The following is a 19,164-nucleotide window of genomic DNA, read 5'->3' as shown; positions in this document are numbered from 1 at the left end:
GAAGATTTAAGGAGGCCAAGACATGGCGAATCACCCATTTGAGAAATTTAATTTAGAACCAAGTCTATTAGACGCTGTGAAGGATTTGAATTTTACTCAACCAACTGAAATACAAAGTAGAGTAATACCAAAAATAATGAAACAGGTAAATTTAATAGGTCAATCACAGACTGGTACAGGAAAATCACATGCATTTTTATTACCATTAATGAATTCAATCAATACAGAATATAAAGAACCACAAGCAATTATCGTAGCCCCTACAAGAGAGCTAGCACAACAATTATTTGATGTAGCTAGTCACTTAGCCAAATTTAAAAATGAAGTCTCTGTAAAGCTATTTATTGGTGGTACAGATATAGAAAAAGACCGTAATCGAGCAAAAAACCAACCACAACTTATTATTGGTACACCAACACGTATAAATGATTTAGCTAAAAATGGGGATTTACATGTTCATTTAGCTTCTTATTTGGTTATTGATGAAGCAGATTTAATGATTGATTTAGGTTTAATTGAAGAAGTAGATTATGTGGCTACAAGATTAGATGAAAATGCGCATATTGCAGTTTTCAGTGCCACTATACCAAAATCACTGCACCCATTTTTAAACAAATACCTAGAAAATCCCGAGTATGTCGAAATCGAAAATACTCAGAAAAATAAAAAGAATATAGAATTCTATTTAATTCCAACAAAAGGTGAAGCGAAAGTTGAAAAAACTTTAAAGCTAATTGATATTTTAAATCCTTATCTATGTATTATTTTTTGTAATAGTCGTGATAGTGCGGACGAATTAGCAAAACAATTAGTCGCGTCTGGTTTGAAATTAGGTATGATTCACGGTGGATTAACACCGAGAGAACGTAAACAACAAATGAAACGTGTTAGAAACTTAGAATTCCAATTTGTTATTGCGAGTGACTTAGCTTCACGTGGTATAGACATTGACGGCGTGAGCCATGTAATTAACTTTGATGTACCAAGAGATATTGATTTCTTTACTCACCGTGTTGGACGTACTGGACGTGGCCAATATAAAGGTGTCGCAATTACATTATACAGCCCAGATGAAGAAGAAAATGTTACTTTGATTGAACAACGTGGCTATGAATTTGAAAATGTTGACATCAAAGATGGTGAATTAAAAGCAGTAAAAGCCCATAATACCCGTCGAAAACGCAGAAATAAAGATGATCACTTAACAAACGAATTAAAACATAAAGTAAAAAGTAATAAGAAAAAAGTTAAACCTGGTTATAAAAAGAAATTCAAACGTGATTTAGATGATTTAAAACTTAAAGAACGTAAACAATTTAGTAAACAACAAAGTCGACAACAGAGGAAAAATAAAAAAGGATAGGTGACTACTATGTTATTGGGATCTCATGTATCTATGAATGGTAAAAAAATGTTAGAAGGTTCAAGCAGAAGAAGCACATAAATTGGGCGAATCAACTTTTATGATTTACACAGGTGCGCCTCAAAATACTAGAAGAAAACCCATCGAAGAATTAAATATTGAAAAAGGGCATGAAATTATGGAGCAACATGGTCTTTCAAATATTGTTGTTCATGCACCATATATTATTAATATAGCTAATACTATAAAACCACATGTTTTTGACTTAGGTGTGGAATTCTTACAAAGTGAAATTGAACGTACACAAGCGCTAGGTGCAAAAGATATCGTACTTCACCCTGGATCACATGTAGGTGAAGGCGCTGATGTAGGTATTAAAAAAATCATTGAAGGCCTTAACGAAGTGCTAACTAATGACAATAATGTAAGAATTGCTTTGGAAACAATGGCTGGTAAGGGTTCAGAAGTTGGAAGAAATTTTGAAGAAATAGCTCGAATTATCGATGGTGTTAATCATAATGAAAGATTATCAGTGTGTTTTGACACGTGCCATACGCACGATGCAGAGTTACAATGTTAAAGAAGATTTTGATGGCGTATTAAACGAATTTGATAAAATCGTTGGTGTGGATAGAATTAAAGTTGTACATGTGAATGATAGTAAAAACGATATTGGTGCTCATAAAGATAGACACGAAAACATTGGCTTTGGTTATATCGGCTTTGACGCTTTAAATTATATCGTTCATCATGATGCCTTTAAAGATGTACCTAAGATTTTAGAAACGCCTTTCGTAGGTGAAGACAAAAAAAGTAAAAAGCCACCCTACAAACTAGAAATTGAAATGTTGAAACAACAACAATTTGATCCTGAATTACAAAACAAACTTTTAAATCAATAAAATAAATATAAAACACGAACACTTTCATTTAACAAAAGTGTTCGTGTTTTTTGATAAGTCGTAAAGATTACTATTTACATAATGACATCTACGTTGTATAGTATAAAACGAGGTGAAAACATGTCTACGCCAGTATTCGAATTAAAAAATATTGATTATTATTTTGACAATAAACAAGTACTAGAAAATATAAATATTAAAATTAATCGCGGAGAGTTTCTAGCAATTGTCGGCCCAAATGGAGCAGGGAAATCAACTTTGCTAAAAATTATACTCGGATTATTACCTATACAAAAGGGACAAATTTATGTTGATGGTAAAGATTACAATGGTAAACAGTCTATGCTTAAAATCAGTTATGTTTCCCAGAAAGCACAAGCTTTTAAAGCCGGATTCCCAGCCGAGCGTTAAAGAAGTCGTAATTAGTGGTCTGACTAAACGTAAAAAATTACTGCAATGGTTTAATAAAACTGATGAAAGCAAAGTGAAAGAAGTATTGAAAAGGCTGAATATAGAACACTTGATAGATAAAAACATAGCTGAACTCTCAGGAGGACAACAGCAACGTGTATTAATAGCTAGAGCCTTAATTAGCGAGCCATCGGTATTGATTTTAGATGAACCTACAAGTGGTATCGATGCCAAACATGTAAGTGAGTTTTATGAAACACTAGAGACCCTTAAACATGAAGGTGTAACAATCATTTTAGTAACTCATGATATTGGTGTTGTTGTTGATACAGCTACCGAAGTAGCGTGTCTGAATAAACATTTACATTTTCACGGTTCTACTGAAGATTTCAAATCGTTGGATGAAGTTGAAATATCGAAAATATATGGACACCCTATTCAATTTGTAGATCACCAAGCATAGTAGGGAGTGTTGTTCATCATGATAGAAGCATTACTTAATTTTGATTTCATGCGGTACTCCTTAATTAGCGGTGTGCTTATTGGTCTTATTGCACCATTAATCGGTGCTTTTATTGTTGTACGCAGGTTATCACTTATTGCTGATGCATTAAGTCACGTCACTTTAGGTGGTATTTCATTTGGCATGTTTGTCGTTACAATTATGCCAACTTTAGCATTTATAAATTCTATGTGGTTTGGTATTCTTTTTGCTATTATAGGAGCACTATTAATTGAAAATCTTAGAACTTCTTACAGTAATTATCAAGAGATTGCGATTCCTATTATTATGAGTGCGTGTATAGCACTGAGTGCTATTTTTATTTCTCTTGCGGATGGTTTTAATCAAGAGATTGTTGGTTTACTCTTTGGTTCAATTAGTGCAGTAACTGAAAGTGATTTAATTACTATTATTGCTATTGTAATTATTGTAATTGTCTTTATATTATCCTTTTATAAAGAATTATTTATATTGTCATTTGATGAGGAATACAGTAAAGTCATCGGCATTCCTAATTGGATACAATACCTATTTATTATTATTGTAGCTATGGTCATATCAGCTTCTATGCGTGTTGTAGGCATCTTATTGGTAAGTGCATTAATCACACTACCTGTAGCTATTGCTATGCGCACGACGAAAGGTTTCAAGCAGTTAATCATCCTAAGTGTTGTTATTGGAGAACTGTCAGTTATCGGTGGATTAGTTTTAGCGTTTTATATGAACATTTCTCCTGGTGGTGTGATTGTAGTATTACTTGTACTTATCCTTGCAATAACGATGATGTACCAAAAATTTAAAATAAGAATGGTAAAAGGGGCTGTTAAAAATGAAAACTGAGGAAGCCATTGATATAATCAAAGCAAACGGTCATAAATATACAAATAAAAGACGAGAAATGGTAGATATCTTCGTTGCAGAAGATAAATATATTAATGCAAAGCATATTCAACAAAAAATGGATGAAAATTATCCTGGCATTTCTTTTGATACCATATATCGAAACTTACATCTTTTTAAAGATTTAGGCATTGTAGAAGGTACAGAACTTGATGGAGAGATGAAATTTAGAATTGCTTGTACAGATCACCACCACCACCATTTTATTTGCGAATCATGTGGTGACACTAAAGTGATAGATTTTTGCCCAATTGAACAAATTAAAGCTTTTCTACCACAAGTAAATATTCGTACACATAAATTAGAAGTTTACGGTGTTTGTGAACTTTGTCAAAAAGCTTAAGTTGTTTAAACTAAGCGCAGAATATAAAAATTGAGCCGACGTTAATAAAGACGTTTGGCTTATTTTTTAAGTTTTAAATAAATATGATAAGTTGATTTATAATGGCCGTAACGGTCTCTATATTGAATTAACATCATTTATGTACTAGGTAAACGAGCATAATAGCACAGCGTACAAAAAAACATTATTCTATAACTTGTAAAACATCACAAAATAATTCTTTCTACTAAAAATGAGTTGATTAAACATAGGCCGTTAGTATGAATTAAATTGAATTTTTAAAATAGTTCGTCAAAGATGTTTAAATAGGTCTGATTTGAGATATACTAATAAAGGAACTAAAGATGACAAATAGTATTTTATGACTATATGTATTGCTTTCACAAGCATATTAATTGTTGTCATTAATATAACTTGTTATGCTTTATTTAAGATTAATTAGGAGGATGATTATTTATGGCTTTTGAATTACCAAACTTACCTTATGGTTTTGATGCATTGGAACCACACATTGATCAACAAACAATGGAGATTCACCATGACAAACACCATAACACTTATGTAACTAAATTAAACGCCGCAGTTGAAGGAACTGATTTAGAATCTAAATCAATCGAAGAAATTGTTGCAAACTTAGACAGTGTACCAGAAAACATTCAAACAGCTGTTCGTAATAATGGTGGAGGACACTTAAACCATTCATTATTCTGGGAATTATTAACTCCAAACTCTGAAGAAAAAGGTACTGTTGTTGATAAAATTAAAGAACAATGGGGTTCTTTAGATGCATTCAAAGAAGAGTTTGCTAACCAAGCTGCAAGCACGTTTCGGTTCAGGTTGGGCATGGCTAGTTGTAAACGATGGCAAATTAGAAATCGTTACTACGCCTAACCAAGACAACCCATTAACTGAAGGTAAAACACCTATCCTAGGCTTAGATGTTTGGGAACATGCTTATTACCTTAAATACCAAAACAAACGTCCAGACTATATTAGTGCATTCTGGAACGTTGTAAATTGGGAAAAAGTTGACGAATTATATAACGCCGCTAAATAATTAAGCAGGCGATTATGACGGCCTTTTCAAAGGTCGTCATTTTTTTTAACTAAAATAATAGAAATATTGTCTGATTTCATATATCATTTGTAGTGAGAACTTTTGAATAGAGGTATGTTGTTTTGCTAAAAAGACTAAAAGAAAAATCAAATGATGAAAAGATTAGAAATACAATGAATAAAAGAATTAGTTTTATTTTTGGTGTTATTGTATTCATTTTCGCAGTAATTGTTTTAAGATTGGGTTATTTACAAATTGCTGAAGGATCTCATTATGAACAGCTTATTAAAAACAGTGAAAATTTAACTGTTAATGAAGCTGTGCCAAGAGGCCGAATTTTAGATAGAAACGGTAAAGTTCTCGTTGATAATGCATCTAAAAAGGCGATTACATATGCAAGAGGCAGAAAAACATCCCAATCAGAAGTTTTAAAAATTGCTAAAGACTTGTCTCGCTTAATAGAAATGGATACAGATAAAATTACAGACAGAGATAAGCAAGATTATTGGATTCAAATTCACCCTAATAAAGCTGAAGATTTGATGAAAGAAGAACAAGCATTATTAGAAGATGGCAGTATTTCTCAAGATGATTATGATGAATCATTGTATAAAAAGATTGGTGCTAAACAAACCGATACATTAACTGATGAAGATTTGCAGATACTATCTATTTATCGAGAAATGATGTCTGGATCGGCTTTAGATCCACAAATGATTAAAAACGAAGACGTTAGTGACGAAGAATATGCAGACAGTATCTCAAAAATTATCAGAATTACCAGGAGTCAATACTACAATGGATTGGGATAGAAAATACCCATATGATGATACGTTGAGAGGTATATTTGGTGACGTTTCTACAAGTGAAGAAGGAATACCAAAAGAATTAACAGAAAAGTATTTATCTAAAGGGTATTCACGTAATGATCGAGTAGGTAAATCTTATTTAGAATATCAATATGATGACATTCTAAAAGGTAAGAAGAAAGAAATGAAATATACTACGGATAAATCTGGAGACGTTATTGACTCGAAAGTTATAAATCCAGGCTCACGTGGTGATGATTTAGTTCTTAGTATCGATATAGAACTCCAGAAAAAAACTGAAGAGTATCTAGAAAAACAAATTGACAAATTGCGTAGTGAAGGCGCTAAAGATATGGATAATGCTATGATTGTAGTCCAAAATCCAAACAATGGCGATGTCTTAGCAATGGCAGGTAAACAAATTGATAAGAATGGCGATTTAACAGATTATGATATCGGAACATTCACTTCACAATATGCAGTAGGTTCTTCTATAAAAGGTGGTACACTGTTAGCCGGATACCAAAACAATGCAATTGAGGTAGGCGATGAGATGGTCGACCAACCATTAGAATTTGTCGGCGGACTTAAGAAAAGTTCTTACTTTAACCAAGATGGTAAAGTGACTATTAATGATAAAGAAGCATTGATGCATTCTTCCAACGTTTATATGTTTAAAACAGCATTGAAAATCGCTGGATCTGCATATACACCAAACATGACATTGCCTTCAGATATTTCAGAAGCGGGTCAAAAATTGCGTAAAGGTTTAAACCAAGTTGGTTTAGGAGTTAAAACAGGTATTGATTTACCTAATGAGACAAGTGGACAAATTGAACCTTTAACTGATAATCCAGGTAACTTCTTAGATTTAGCAATTGGTCAGTACGACACATATACACCGTTACAATTATCACAATACGTTTCTACCATTGCTAACGATGGTTATAGAGTACAACCACATATCGGATTAGAAGTAAGAGATGCTACTAATAAAGACACACTTGGTCCAGTAAAAGAGAAATTCAAAGGCGATGTACTTAACAAGGTTAATAACACTGAAGAGGAAGTTAACCAAGTGCAAGAAGGATTTGAAATGGCCTTTAATGAAGAAGAAGGAACAGGATATGAAAGCTTTAATGATACTGAAGTGCCTTCTGCAGGTAAAACAGGAACAGCCGAAGTATTCCAAGATGGCGATCCTAAAGTAAACGCAACATATGTTGGCTATGCACCAATTGAAAATCCACAATTAGCATTTTCAATCGTATATACCAATCAACCCGTACCTGAACCTTGGTTAAACGGCGGAGATTTAGGTAGAGATGTTATAAACTATTATTTTAAAGAAAAAGACAAAAATTAAATCATTTTAAGACACAATTTATTAAAAATACCGACATAGTGGTGTTTATTGAAAAATTAATACTTTTCAATTTTATAACTAAATGGTATGATTAGTAGGTCGTATTTTGAAAAGGTAAGGAGGAATTAGCATGCGCGTAAACGTAACTCTAGCTTGTACTGAATGTGGAGAAAGAAACTACATTACTACAAAAAATAAACGTACTAATCCTGAACGTATAGAAATGAAAAAACATTGTGCTCGTGATAACAAACACACTATGCACCGTGAAACAAAATAATTTATATTTTGAACCAGATTCTTTTAATAGAATCTGGTTATTTTTTTGGAAGACTACATTAATTATTTTTTAAAAATTGCAGTTTAATGACATTGTAATTCATTAACGTTATAATAACAGAAGTATAATTAACGGGAAGGTGTATGTTATGAGTAAAAAAGTATTACGCCAAGATAAAATTGAATTAATGAAATCTTTTATGTCTAATGACCATAAACAAGTTTCAGATGAATATCTTGCTCACCATTTATTTGATACGAGTGAATATAAATCAGCTAAGCGTGTAGGCGTTGTATTATCTATGCCACATGAAGTAAATACATATGCTATTATTGAGCAAATGCTTACTGAAGGTAAGACTGTTTTTGTACCTGAAACAAATTATCAAAGTAAAGAAATGACATTTAAACATGTAGATAAACTTGACCATATTGGACCAGATGATAAAGGTATTAATCATGTGGAAGCTGATACGGAAATTTCAAATCAATTAGATTTATTAATTGTACCTGGCGTGGTATTTAATCATAGTGGATATCGCATTGGATACGGTGGTGGATATTTTGATAAGTTTTTAAGTCAAAATACACAACCAACGATAAGTTTGCTTTATGACTTCCAACTTGGTGACTTTGAGGTTGAATCACATGATCAGCCCGTTGAAAAATTAATAATAGCAACAACTTAATTATGGAGGCAGAAATGATTACAGAAAAACATTATTGGAAGTGTATCTACACTTGGATTAAATATTTTAATTATCATGTTGTTCATCGTAATCAAGATGATAGTGAAATTTGGTTAGCAAACAAGAAAAAACAGTCTGTTGCTATCTTTGAATTTGGTGCTAATTCCACTCAAGAAGTTAGGTTTGCTAAAAGTAGGATTCAAGAAAACGAAGAGAATATCGTTTCATTTTTAGATTTTTCACCTAAAAATTATGAATTATACATATTCACGGATAAAGCTTTTACTGATGAAAATTTAAATGAATTACAACCACTTAAATTTAAAGTGAAAATTATTAGAGAAGCAAGTCACGCTGAAAGAATTATGCCGAATTTCATAATGAAGAAAATTTATAATAGAGATACTAAACTTACAAAATATCAATATAAACAACGAGCGTTAAATAATAATCCCATTGAAAAACATATGTTGAAGTTTTCTCCTGTGACCTACACATTAATTGCAATCAATATTATTATCTGGCTTGCAATGGTACTGTTTTTAAATCGTTTTTCAGATTTGAAAATGTTAGATGTAGGTGGACTTGTGCACTTTAATGTTGTGCATGGTGAATGGTATAGATTGATTTCATCTATATTTTTACATTACGATTTTGAACATATTTTAATGAATATGCTAAGTTTGTTCATTTTTGGTAAAATTGTAGAATCAATCGTAGGTCATTGGCGAATGTTTGTCATCTACATTGTTGCTCGGACTATTTGGTAACTTTGCATCATTGTCATTCAATATTGACACTGTTTCTGCGGGTGCAAGTGGTGCAATATTCGGATTGATTGGTGCCATTTTTGGATTTATGTATGTAGGTAAACAGTTTAATCGTAAGCTTATCGGTCAGTTGCTTATTGTTCTTGTAATAATGATAGGATTATCTTTATTTATGCAAAATATTAACATTGTCGCACACATAGGTGGCTTTGCAGGTGGTCTATTAATTACATTAATTGGCTACTATTATAAAGCAAATCAAAATCGTTTTTGGTTTTTATTAATTCTTATGCTTGTATTATTTATTGCAAGCACAAATTCGTATTTTTACGATTAATGAAGATAATATATATAACACAATTATTTCGAATGAAATGAAGCAAGGACAATATAATGAAGCCAAAGATATGGTTGAAGATACGATAGATAAGAACTATGCAGATGATGAAACGTATTATCTGCATGGACTCATCAACGCCACTCTAAACTCAAAATCTGAAGGTGTCGCAAGTTGGAAAAGAGGCTTAAGGTATTTTCCTGACTCCGGTCTATTAAATTATCAACTAGCGATTGCAAGTAGGTCACTTGAAGATGATGATAAAGCTAAAGAATATATAAAAGCTGCACTAAAGGCAGATCCAAGCAATAATGATTATATTAATTTAAATAAAGAATTGAGCGATAATAGTGAATCAAAAGATTAATAATTTTTATGATGTACTTCAGCTTTTAAAAAAGTTTGGCTTTATTATATATTTTAAAGACAAAAATGATATGTATGAAATGATGGAACAAGAAATAAAATCATTGTACGATTATAAATTATTAACAAATGATGAATATTTGAAATGCATATTAATTATTAATCAAAGAAGAATAAATAAATAAAACAAAATATCCCCCTGTAACTATTGTGTTTACAGGGGGATATTTTGTTTTAAGTATTAAAAAGGATAGAAAAGTGCGGATTTTCTAATGAGATATGTTTGTTAATCAAAGGTTTGTCTATTTTTCATGAAATAGAAGTATATATTTATGACGTTGTATTTCGTCCGCAAACCCAACACGTTCCATAATGTTTAAAGTGAAATGTGCGTTTCTACAAGTGAATTAATATAAGTGGGTTGAATGTAGATAATGTAACTTCTTACGTATTCCTAATTTCAACACATCCTCTTTTTGAGAGGCTTTAGTATTTTTATTTAAAACAATACTCATGTGTTGCCATTTGTCTACGTATGGGGCTTTAAGTTTCACGTAATAGCGATATTTTATATCGTCTTGTTTATACTTGAATTTTTTCTGTCGACATTCCGATTCTCTCCTTAAAAAATCAGATGATTCAATATAAGGTCTTCGCGGCTCAACCGTTAATGAGCTATTTTATTAATAGTAAGTGGTAGGCGTACCATGGATTGTAACTTATAATATGACAAATACTTCAGACATATTGGTGTTGCACCTATGTATGTTGCCCTTGTTACAATTTATAAGGTAGTACAGTACATTGTGCCTACTATTTTCATTTAAATTAGTTGCAGGAAATAAGATAAAATAATATTATAATAGTAGTGATGTTTGGTTAAATTATTTAATGGAGGTGCGTCTCATGGCAGACGAAAGTAAATTTGATCAATTTAAAGGTAATGTGAAAGAAACGGCTGGAAACGCAATTGGAAATGATGAGTTAGAAAAAGAAGGTAAAGAAGATAAAGCTTCTGGTAAGGTCAAAGAAGTCGCAGAAAATGCAAAAGATAAAGTTAATGATATCGTTGATAAATTCAAAAAATAATTTTTGATTAATATGAATTGTACTTGTCATACATTTAACAAAGAGGTAGTCACTTTAAGTGTCTACCTCTTTGTTATGTTAAAGTTCTTGCATAGATTTACTACAACGCTAAATCAACGTATGAGATTTAACAAATATAGTATTAGAATATGAAAGAAAGACTCATATTGAGCAATAGAAGATAGTTATTTTGTAAAAGGTTATATACGAATGGAAATGCACATTAGCAACTACTTTGTTTATATGAAATATATATTAGGAAGTCTTATTTAGAGAGATAAGTTTTGTTCGTTATAATTGCAATTGAGAATTGATTAAGATTAAAATGTATATAAGGAAATATCTTGTAATATTTTAAGGGCAAAAAGGGCGGGTTATTTTAAAAACGGTAAAAAAACATAAATTATATATTGGTGTAAAATCTCCAAAACCCTTGATATATAAGCATTTTTGAACTACAGTGAAAGATAGCAAACCCTTTCAAAAAAATAGAGAAGGATGAATAAATTAATGAATAAAATCATATTAGCAGCAGATATTGGTGGAACAACATGTAAATTAGGTGCTTTTGACGAAAATCTTGATCGCTTAGCAAAATGGTCAATTGATACTGATACGTCTGATGCTACTGGCTATTTACTACTAAAAAAAGTTTATGATTCTTTCGTAAATTACATAGATGAATCTGAATATGCTTTTTCAAACGTCATTGGTGTCGGCATAGGTGTCCCTGGTCCAGTGAATTTCGAAACAGGCGAAGTAAATGGAGCAGTTAATTTATATTGGACTGAAAGTGTTAATGTACGACATATATTCCAACAATTTGTAGATTGTCCAGTTTACGTTGATAATGATGCGAACGTTGCGGCCTTAGGTGAAAAACATAAAGGCGCTGGAAATGGCTCAGATGATGTTGTGGCTATAACACTGGGAACCGGATTAGGTGGCGGTATTATTTCTAATGGAGAGATTGTACACGGTCATAACGGTTCTGGCGCAGAGATTGGACACTTTAGAGTAGATCATGATCAGCGTTTCCGTTGTAATTGCGGCAAGTCAGGTTGTATTGAAACCGTAGCCTCTGCAACCGGTGTAGTTAATTTAGTCAATTTTTATTATCCTAAATTAACGTTTAAATCATCAATCTTGCAGTTAATTAAAGATAATGAAGTAAGTGCAAAAGCAGTATTCGATGCGGCTAAGGCTGGAGATCAATTCTGTATTTTCATTACTGAACGTGTAGCAAATTATATTGCCTACCTATGTAGTATTATTAGCGTTACAAGTAATCCTAAATATATTGTTTTAGGTGGTGGCATGTCCACAGCTGGTTTGATATTAATTGAAAATATTAAAACAGAGTATCATAATTTAACATTTACACCCGCACAACAAGGTACAGAAATCGTTCAAGCACAACTTGGAAATGATGCTCGGTATTACCGGAGCAGACCGGGTTAATTTATACTTATATAATTGAAAAGGATGGTGTTAAATAATGGCTATTGTTGATGTAGTTGTTATACCAGTTGGTACAGATGGTCCGAGTGTTAGTAAATATATTGCAGAAATACAAACAAAATTAAAAGAATTTAAAGCGCAAGGCAAAATAGATTATCAATTGACTCCTATGAACACTTTAATCGAAGGTGACTTAAAAGATTTATTTGAGGTTGTTCAAGCAATTCATGAATTACCTTTTGATAAAGGCTTAGACCGTGTCTGTACGAATATAAGGATTGATGATCGTCGTGATAAGTCTCGCAAAATGAATGATAAAGTGAAAGCTGTCCAAAATCATTTGGAAAATGGAGGCAACTAGGGTGAGGATTTCGAGTTTAAGTTTAGGTTTAGTTGATACAAATGCATATTTTATTGAAAATGATAAGCAAGTCATTTTAGTAGATCCTGCTAGTGATAGCGAGTTAATTATTAAAAAACTAAATCAAATTAATAAATCACTAAAAGCGGTATTGTTAACACATGCACATTTTGATCATATTGGTGCTTTAGATGATATTGTAAAAAAATATGATGTGCCAGTTTATATGCATAAATCAGAATTTGATTTTTTAACAAATACAGAAAAAAATGGTTCTGAAAAGTTCAAACAATATGGCATGCCAATTATAAAAAGCAAAGCAACACCAATAGAACTTAAAGAAGGTAAAATGCAAATCGCTGACTTTAATTTCGAAGTCCTTCACACACCAGGACATTCTCCAGGTAGTTTGTCATTCGTCTTTAATGAATTTGCAGTTGTTGGTGATACATTATTCAATCAAGGTATAGGCAGAACTGATTTATATAAAGGTGATTATGAAACTTTAGTTAATTCAATATTAGATAAATTGTTCAAACTAGACGATGATTTACCATTATTCCCAGGTCATGGGCCGCACACTACAGTAGAGGATGAGCAATTAAACCCATATCTACACGGTTAATATATCGTCATATCAATTAAGATTATAAAAAAGATTGAAAAATAAAATAAGTAAAGTAATTCTATCACCTCCTACGTGTTTATAAGTAGGAGGTGATTTTTTGAAGTTATTATTTAATAACATACTTGAGAAAGCAATTCAGAGCAATGCTACTGATATACACTTTATACCTTCTGAAAAGGAAGTGCATATCAAATTTAGAATTCAGGATGATCTAACCTTTATTGAGTCGATTCAGATACATGTTTATAGAAAACTGCTTACTTATATGAAATATCAAGTCGGATTAGATGTATCAAAACATAATTCGGCACAAAGTGGAAGATACATATATAAACTAAAACAAATATTTTATTTAAGAATCTCAACGTTACCATTGTCTCTCGGTAATGAAAGTTGTGTCGTTAGAATCATTCCTCAATACTTTCAAAAGCAAAGTATCTCCCATAATATTGAAAAATTGTATACATTAATGAATAAAAAGCAAGGTTTAATATTGTTTAGTGGTCCAACTGGATCTGGTAAAAGCACGTTAATGTATCATATGGTTATGTATGCAAAAGAAAAGTTAGGCTTAAATATCATAACAGTGGAAGATCCGGTGGAACAGTTAGTTGAGGGTATTACTCAAGTTTCTATCAATGAAAAAGCGGTATTAATTATGAGAGTTCTTTTAAAGCGATACTAAGGTGTGATCCAGACATTATACTTATTGGTGAAGTTAGAGATTCTACAATAGCAAAATATGTAATACAAGCAAGTTTAAGTGGTCACTTGGTACTTACTACAATACATGCTAACAATTGTAAGGGAGCGTTATTAAGATTATTAGAAATGGGCATAACCAAACAAGAAATTAATCAATCTATTTTGAGTGTATTAAACCAAAGACTGATTACAACTTATAACAGTGAAAGAAAATTGATTTATGAACAGTTACTGCAACATGATATAAGTTATTTTTTTAATAATGATTACACATTACCGAAGCATTTTCATAATTTATCCTTTCATTTAAACCAAATGTCTAAAGAAGGTGTGATATGTGAAGAAACAGTTGATCGCTATATTTAAAACACCTAAATATAAGATAATAACCGAGAAAAATCAAATAGAACTTTTAATAAGATTAAAAGATTTACTAGAACATGGATTCACACTTTCTGAAGCCTTTAGCTTTTTATTAAAACATATTAAAGTTAAATCACCTAAAGTAACCGCATTAATTGAAGAAGAATTAAAAAATGGTGCAAACTGTCATCAAATACTTCACATATTAAAATACCCGCAACCTGTTGTGATGCTTATTTATTTCTCAGAGCTATTTAGTGATTTACCTATGAGTTTAGCGCATGCACATGATTATTTATCGAGAAATTATAATGCTAAAAAAGCGTTATTTAAAACACTTCAATATCCTTTACTATTATTAACAATCTTTATAACAATGTTAATCGTTCTAAATCACACTATTATTCCAGAATTTCAAAATTTATATAACAATATGGATGTCCAAATATCGACTTTACAACTATTTTTATCGACATTTATTGTTTATTTTCCTACCTTCATTACTTACCTCATTATATTTCTATTCATTACTTCAATAGCCTTTATCCTTTATTACAATACTTTATCAATACAAGCATAAACATAAGTTTGTTTTAGTAGTACCTATCATACGTAAATTTTTCAAACTTTATAAAACGTATCGAATTGCCTCTGAATTCTCATTGTTTTATAAAAATGGTGTGAACTTACAAAAAATAGTGGGGATTTATGCTCAACAACAGAATGATAAATATTTAAAATTTTTAGCTGATCAAATAACACGCGGAACACAAAATGGATTAACACTCAGTGAAATTTTAACTAGCATCGCTTGTTTTGAAAAAGGATTAACAGAATTTATAGAAGAAGGTGAGAAAAAAGGTAGAGTTGAAATAGAATTAAAATTATATAGCGAGATAGTCATTGCACAAATAGAACGTTATTTGCAACAACTCATAAAATTCATTCAACCTTGTATATTCACATTATTAGCTTTTCTCATCGTATCTTTATATCTCGTTATTATGTTACCAATGTTTGATTTAATGCAAACAATAAAATGAAAAGGAAAGGGGTATATACACTTTTTGAAAAACCTTAAAAAACAGTTTAATAAAGAAGCGTTTACACTTATTGAAATGTTGCTTGTTTTATTAATCATAAGTTTATTGCTTATCTTAATCCTGCCTAACATTGCAAAACAGTCATCACATATACAATCTACTGGTTGTGAAGCTCAACTAAAAATGGTAGACAGCCAAATTGAAGCTTATTCATTAAAATACAATAAAAAGCCAACATCAATTGATGATCTTGTATCAGAAGGATATATTAATGAAAGTCAAAAGCATTGTAAAACTGGTTCCACGATTTCAATAAATAATGGTGAAGCAGTTGCTAACTAGTAAGGCATTTACTTATATAGAAATGCTATTGGTTTTAGGTATAGTAAGTTTGTTATTATTTTTGCAAGTAAGACACATCTCTTTAAATGATTCCTCATTCCAATCAAATAATCATTCTATGACGAATCTTATTATGCAATTTAACTATTTAAAATCTAAAGCAATTAAAGATAATAAACCAATTACTTTAATATTCAACACTTTTTCATCAAAAATTATTGTTAGAGAACCCCAACATGAAAATCCTCCTATAAAGTTAACTCATAATACTTATATTCATCCTAGAACAAATGTGAATTATTTAACCTTTGATAAAAATGGTGATAATAATAAATTTGGAACACTTTACCTATCAAGAAATAACCGTTTATATAAAATTGTTTTCCATATTGAAAAAGGAAGGATGAGATTTGAAAAAATATAATGTCACTGCTTCTTTATTTTTAGATGCTATTATTTCTTTCTCAATTATCACTACGATCTGTGTATTATTTTTACCAATGTTATTACAATTAAATCAATCTACAAAAGAAAAATTATCAGAAATAGAAATGAAAAGAATCCTACTTCTTTCAATGCATAACTACAGCAAATCTGAATTGAAAAAAGGTTTGATTTTGGATGGCTATAGTTTAACTCTCAAAGCGAATAAAATTTGTATAATAAAAAAGGAAACAAAAAATGAAATTTGCTATTATAAAAAAGATTAGTGCTTTCACTTATATCGAGATGCTTTTTGCATTAATGATAACTGTATTGTTACTAACTATAATTCCTGGAATATTTAAATCGACTACAGCCTTGGGTTTTCTAGCAAATGATCATCTAAATGTAGAAAGTGAATTATTTGCGAGAGATTTAACTCAAGACTTAATGAATAAAAAGGCAAATATAATCATAGATAAATCAAAAGAGACTCAACTTTTGATTAAAGAGGAAAATAAACTTATATCTTATAACTTTAAAAATAATAAAATTATTAAGTCTATTAATGGAAAGGGAAATATCACAATACTTAATAACGTAAAGGCGATAAAATTTCGAATACTAAAAAATAAATCTTTACTTGTTAACTTGAAAATATTTGATAAGGATAAGACATTTGAAAAACAAATACTTTTTTAATATATCGGGCTATATATATCCTTTTGTGATGGTCATATTTATGCTATATTTATCTTTAATAACAAACTACACGTTCCAATTTAGCGTTCAGCTAAAAACGTTAGATAATATTGAAGCTTATTATGAAAAGCAAATTAACTTATTTATAAAAAAGGAAGATATTTTTGAAAAATAACAATTTAGAGCCAATAATCCTTATAGGATTTATGGGTACTGGCAAAACAACTTTAGGTAAATATCTTGCTAAAGCTGAACACCTCACTTATGTCGATTTAGATGCCTATATCGTTCAACAAGAGAACAAAACAATTCCTAATATTTTTAAACAACTAGGTGAAAGTGGTTTTCGAGCACTAGAATATAAGTATTTAAAACAGTGTATGGATCGTTTTGATATCATTTCTACTGGTGGTGGCATTATAGAAAGTGATAAGTCATTTGACTTTTTAAAACAACAAACCAAAATTATTTGGTTAGATTGTGATTTGACAATTGTTTACAATAGAATCAAGAATGATAACAATAGACCAAATGCTAATAATAAATCACTTTTTGATTTAAAAAGCTTGTATTCATCTAGGGTTTCAAGATATAATGAAATCGCATTCATAAAAGTGAATAGTAGTAATTCTCTTTCAGATTTACACAAAGAAATCAAGAAAGAGTTAACATGCGAATGACCAGTATTAGAGAGAATGGCAGGTTATATTATATATAACATTAGACCATCGCCGAAGGTGCAAGTTTAACGAAACTCTCAGGCAAAAGGATAATACTGTGACGCATTCCTGGAGTGTCATAAACAGGGTAGATTAGTCTACTCTGTTTTTTTTATAAAATTTTTAGGAGGTTTCTTCATGTCTAACGAACTTAAACATACACCGCTTTACCAAAATTTTGTTGATAGCGGGGCTAAAATTGTGGAATTTGGTGGTCGGGCAATGCCAGTTCAGTTTTCAAGTATAAAAGAAGAACATAATGCAGTAAGAACTGAAATTGGCTTGTTTGATGTAAGTCATATGGGAGAAATTATTATTAAAGGTTCTGAAGCAGATAAATTAGTACAATATCTTCTTTCAAATGATATTGAAAACTTAACTACTACTAAAGCTCAATATACCGCGCTATGTAATGAAAATGGTGGGATTATTGATGATTTAATTACTTATAAATTAGATGAAAAAGTTTATCTATTAGTAGTAAATGCTGGAAATACAGATAAAGATTTTGAATGGATGAAAGAAAATGCTATAAATTTTGATGCAGAAGTAATTAATGCATCAAATGACTATGGTCAATTAGCAATTCAAGGCCCGAAAGCACGTGATTTGGTTAAACAACATGTTAACGTTGACGTAGCAGAAATGAAACCTTTTGATTTTAAACAAAACGTTGAATTCTTTGGAAAGAATGTAATCCTTTCACAGTCAGGTTATACAGGTGAAGATGGCTTCGAAATTTATTGTAATGCAGAAGATACACCTGACTTGTGGGAAAAAATTCTTGAATTCGATGTACAACCTTGTGGACTAGGTGCAAGAGACACATTAAGACTTGAAGCTGGACTGCCGCTACATGGTCAAGACTTAACAGAGTCTATAACACCATATGAAGCCGGTATCGCATTTGTCGCAAAACCATTGATAGAAGCTGACTTTATTGGCAAAAGTGTACTAAAAGATCAAAAAGAAAATGGTTCTAAACGCAGAACTGTAGGTATAGAAATGATAGACAAAGGCATTCCAAGAACTGGTTACACAGTCTATGATTTAGATGGCCATGAAATTGGTGAAATCACTTCTGGTACACAGTCACCATTAAGTGGTAAATCAATTGGGTTAGCTTTAATCAATCGCGATGCTTTTGAAATGGGTAAAGAAGTGATTGTACAAGTTAGAAAAAGGCAACTTAAGGCTAAAATTGTTAAGAAAAACCAAATTACTAAATAATCCA

At 31.0% G+C, this 19,164-nt stretch carries 17 protein-coding genes, 7 pseudogenes and 1 riboswitch; all 24 genes and pseudogenes read left to right on the top strand.

Translation table 11 applies throughout. The features are described 5' to 3' along the window. The first annotated feature begins 22 nt into the window (after positions 1–22). The 24 genes and pseudogenes from ABLV90_RS11885 (at position 23) to gcvT (ending at position 19,160) form a co-directional block, all read left to right on the top strand. Positions 23–1,363: a DEAD/DEAH box helicase gene (locus ABLV90_RS11885; RefSeq protein ID WP_460872682.1), complete on the top strand. Its 1,341-nt coding sequence runs from the start codon at positions 23–25 to the stop codon at positions 1,361–1,363. A gap of 9 nt (positions 1,364–1,372) precedes the next feature. Beyond that, positions 1,373–2,265, top strand: a pseudogene (locus ABLV90_RS11880) (deoxyribonuclease IV). 120 nt (positions 2,266–2,385) lie between these two features. Then, a pseudogene (locus tag ABLV90_RS11875) lies at positions 2,386–3,161 on the top strand (metal ABC transporter ATP-binding protein). Continuing rightward, complete coding sequence (locus tag ABLV90_RS11870; RefSeq protein WP_460872681.1) at positions 3,158–4,018, top strand: metal ABC transporter permease; 861 nt, start codon at positions 3,158–3,160, stop codon at positions 4,016–4,018. The pseudogene ABLV90_RS11875 and the gene ABLV90_RS11870 overlap by 4 nt, the downstream one beginning before the upstream one ends. Then, a complete protein-coding gene (locus ABLV90_RS11865; RefSeq protein WP_427704353.1) occupies positions 4,008–4,421 on the top strand; it encodes a Fur family transcriptional regulator in 414 nt (137 codons plus the stop codon). Before ABLV90_RS11870 ends, ABLV90_RS11865 begins: the two co-directional genes overlap by 11 nt. Before the next feature lie 456 nt (positions 4,422–4,877). Next, positions 4,878–5,478 (top strand): annotated as a pseudogene (locus ABLV90_RS11860) (superoxide dismutase). A gap of 122 nt (positions 5,479–5,600) precedes the next feature. Beyond that, positions 5,601–7,653: pseudogene (locus ABLV90_RS11855) on the top strand (peptidoglycan D,D-transpeptidase FtsI family protein). A 130-nt stretch (positions 7,654–7,783) separates the two neighbouring features. Continuing rightward, positions 7,784–7,933: a 50S ribosomal protein L33 gene (gene rpmG, locus ABLV90_RS11850; protein WP_002483181.1), complete on the top strand. Its 150-nt coding sequence runs from the start codon at positions 7,784–7,786 to the stop codon at positions 7,931–7,933. Positions 7,934–8,081: 148 nt separating this feature from the next. Next, entirely contained in the window at positions 8,082–8,621 is a 540-nt protein-coding gene (locus ABLV90_RS11845; RefSeq protein WP_069815510.1) for a 5-formyltetrahydrofolate cyclo-ligase, read from the top strand. Between the two features lie 14 nt (positions 8,622–8,635). Beyond that, positions 8,636–10,095 (top strand): annotated as a pseudogene (locus tag ABLV90_RS11840) (rhomboid family intramembrane serine protease). Continuing rightward, complete coding sequence (locus tag ABLV90_RS11835) at positions 10,079–10,279, top strand: YqgQ family protein (RefSeq protein ID WP_069815514.1); 201 nt, start codon at positions 10,079–10,081, stop codon at positions 10,277–10,279. The pseudogene ABLV90_RS11840 and the gene ABLV90_RS11835 overlap by 17 nt, the downstream one beginning before the upstream one ends. 721 nt (positions 10,280–11,000) lie before the next feature. Beyond that, on the top strand, positions 11,001–11,183 hold the full coding sequence (locus ABLV90_RS11830) for a CsbD family protein (RefSeq protein ID WP_046465431.1): 183 nt from the start codon (positions 11,001–11,003) through the stop codon (positions 11,181–11,183). A gap of 510 nt (positions 11,184–11,693) precedes the next feature. Beyond that, positions 11,694–12,682: pseudogene (locus ABLV90_RS11825) on the top strand (glucokinase). Then, a complete protein-coding gene (locus ABLV90_RS11820) occupies positions 12,682–13,005 on the top strand; it encodes an MTH1187 family thiamine-binding protein (protein ID WP_046465429.1) in 324 nt (107 codons plus the stop codon). Before ABLV90_RS11825 ends, ABLV90_RS11820 begins: the two are co-directional and overlap by 1 nt. 1 nt (position 13,006) lies before the next feature. Beyond that, on the top strand, positions 13,007–13,630 hold the full coding sequence (locus ABLV90_RS11815) for an MBL fold metallo-hydrolase (protein WP_046465428.1): 624 nt from the start codon (positions 13,007–13,009) through the stop codon (positions 13,628–13,630). A 100-nt stretch (positions 13,631–13,730) separates the two neighbouring features. Continuing rightward, a pseudogene (gene comGA / locus ABLV90_RS11810) lies at positions 13,731–14,704 on the top strand (competence type IV pilus ATPase ComGA). Then, positions 14,676–15,281 carry a hypothetical protein gene (locus ABLV90_RS11805; RefSeq protein ID WP_460872680.1) on the top strand — a complete coding sequence of 202 codons (606 nt, stop codon included), beginning with the start codon at positions 14,676–14,678 and terminating at the stop codon, positions 15,279–15,281. The pseudogene comGA and the gene ABLV90_RS11805 overlap by 29 nt, the downstream one beginning before the upstream one ends. 100 nt (positions 15,282–15,381) lie before the next feature. After that, positions 15,382–15,744: a type II secretion system F family protein gene (locus tag ABLV90_RS11800; protein ID WP_460872679.1), complete on the top strand. Its 363-nt coding sequence runs from the start codon at positions 15,382–15,384 to the stop codon at positions 15,742–15,744. Positions 15,745–15,768: 24 nt separating this feature from the next. Then, positions 15,769–16,086, top strand: coding sequence for a competence type IV pilus major pilin ComGC (gene comGC / locus ABLV90_RS11795; protein ID WP_427704361.1), 318 nt, complete (start codon positions 15,769–15,771; stop codon positions 16,084–16,086). A gap of 22 nt (positions 16,087–16,108) precedes the next feature. Then, on the top strand, positions 16,109–16,510 hold the full coding sequence (comGD, locus tag ABLV90_RS11790) for a competence type IV pilus minor pilin ComGD (protein WP_427707854.1): 402 nt from the start codon (positions 16,109–16,111) through the stop codon (positions 16,508–16,510). Then, the gene (locus tag ABLV90_RS11785) at positions 16,497–16,796 is read left to right on the top strand and encodes a hypothetical protein (RefSeq protein WP_427704363.1); all 300 of its coding nucleotides are present in this window, start codon (positions 16,497–16,499) and stop codon (positions 16,794–16,796) included. The genes comGD and ABLV90_RS11785 overlap by 14 nt, the downstream gene beginning before the upstream one ends. Then, positions 16,768–17,211, top strand: coding sequence for a competence type IV pilus minor pilin ComGF (gene comGF / locus ABLV90_RS11780; RefSeq protein ID WP_427704365.1), 444 nt, complete (start codon positions 16,768–16,770; stop codon positions 17,209–17,211). Before ABLV90_RS11785 ends, comGF begins: the two co-directional genes overlap by 29 nt. A 206-nt stretch (positions 17,212–17,417) precedes the next feature. Beyond that, the gene (locus ABLV90_RS11775; protein WP_460872678.1) at positions 17,418–17,891 is read left to right on the top strand and encodes a shikimate kinase; all 474 of its coding nucleotides are present in this window, start codon (positions 17,418–17,420) and stop codon (positions 17,889–17,891) included. Beyond that, positions 17,888–17,994, top strand: a riboswitch (glycine riboswitch). It overlaps the preceding gene by 4 nt. Before the next feature lie 74 nt (positions 17,995–18,068). Continuing rightward, positions 18,069–19,160 (top strand): glycine cleavage system aminomethyltransferase GcvT, encoded by a 1,092-nt coding sequence (gene gcvT, locus ABLV90_RS11770; protein ID WP_460872677.1) that lies wholly within the window; start codon positions 18,069–18,071, stop codon positions 19,158–19,160. Positions 19,161–19,164 lie beyond the last annotated feature (4 nt).

Origin of the sequence: Staphylococcus sp. 2S1 (genome assembly GCF_046721335.1) — a bacterium.
Taxonomy (GTDB): Bacteria; Bacillota; Bacilli; order Staphylococcales; family Staphylococcaceae; genus Staphylococcus; species Staphylococcus equorum_A.
This window is presented reverse-complemented; position numbering and strand designations above follow the sequence as displayed.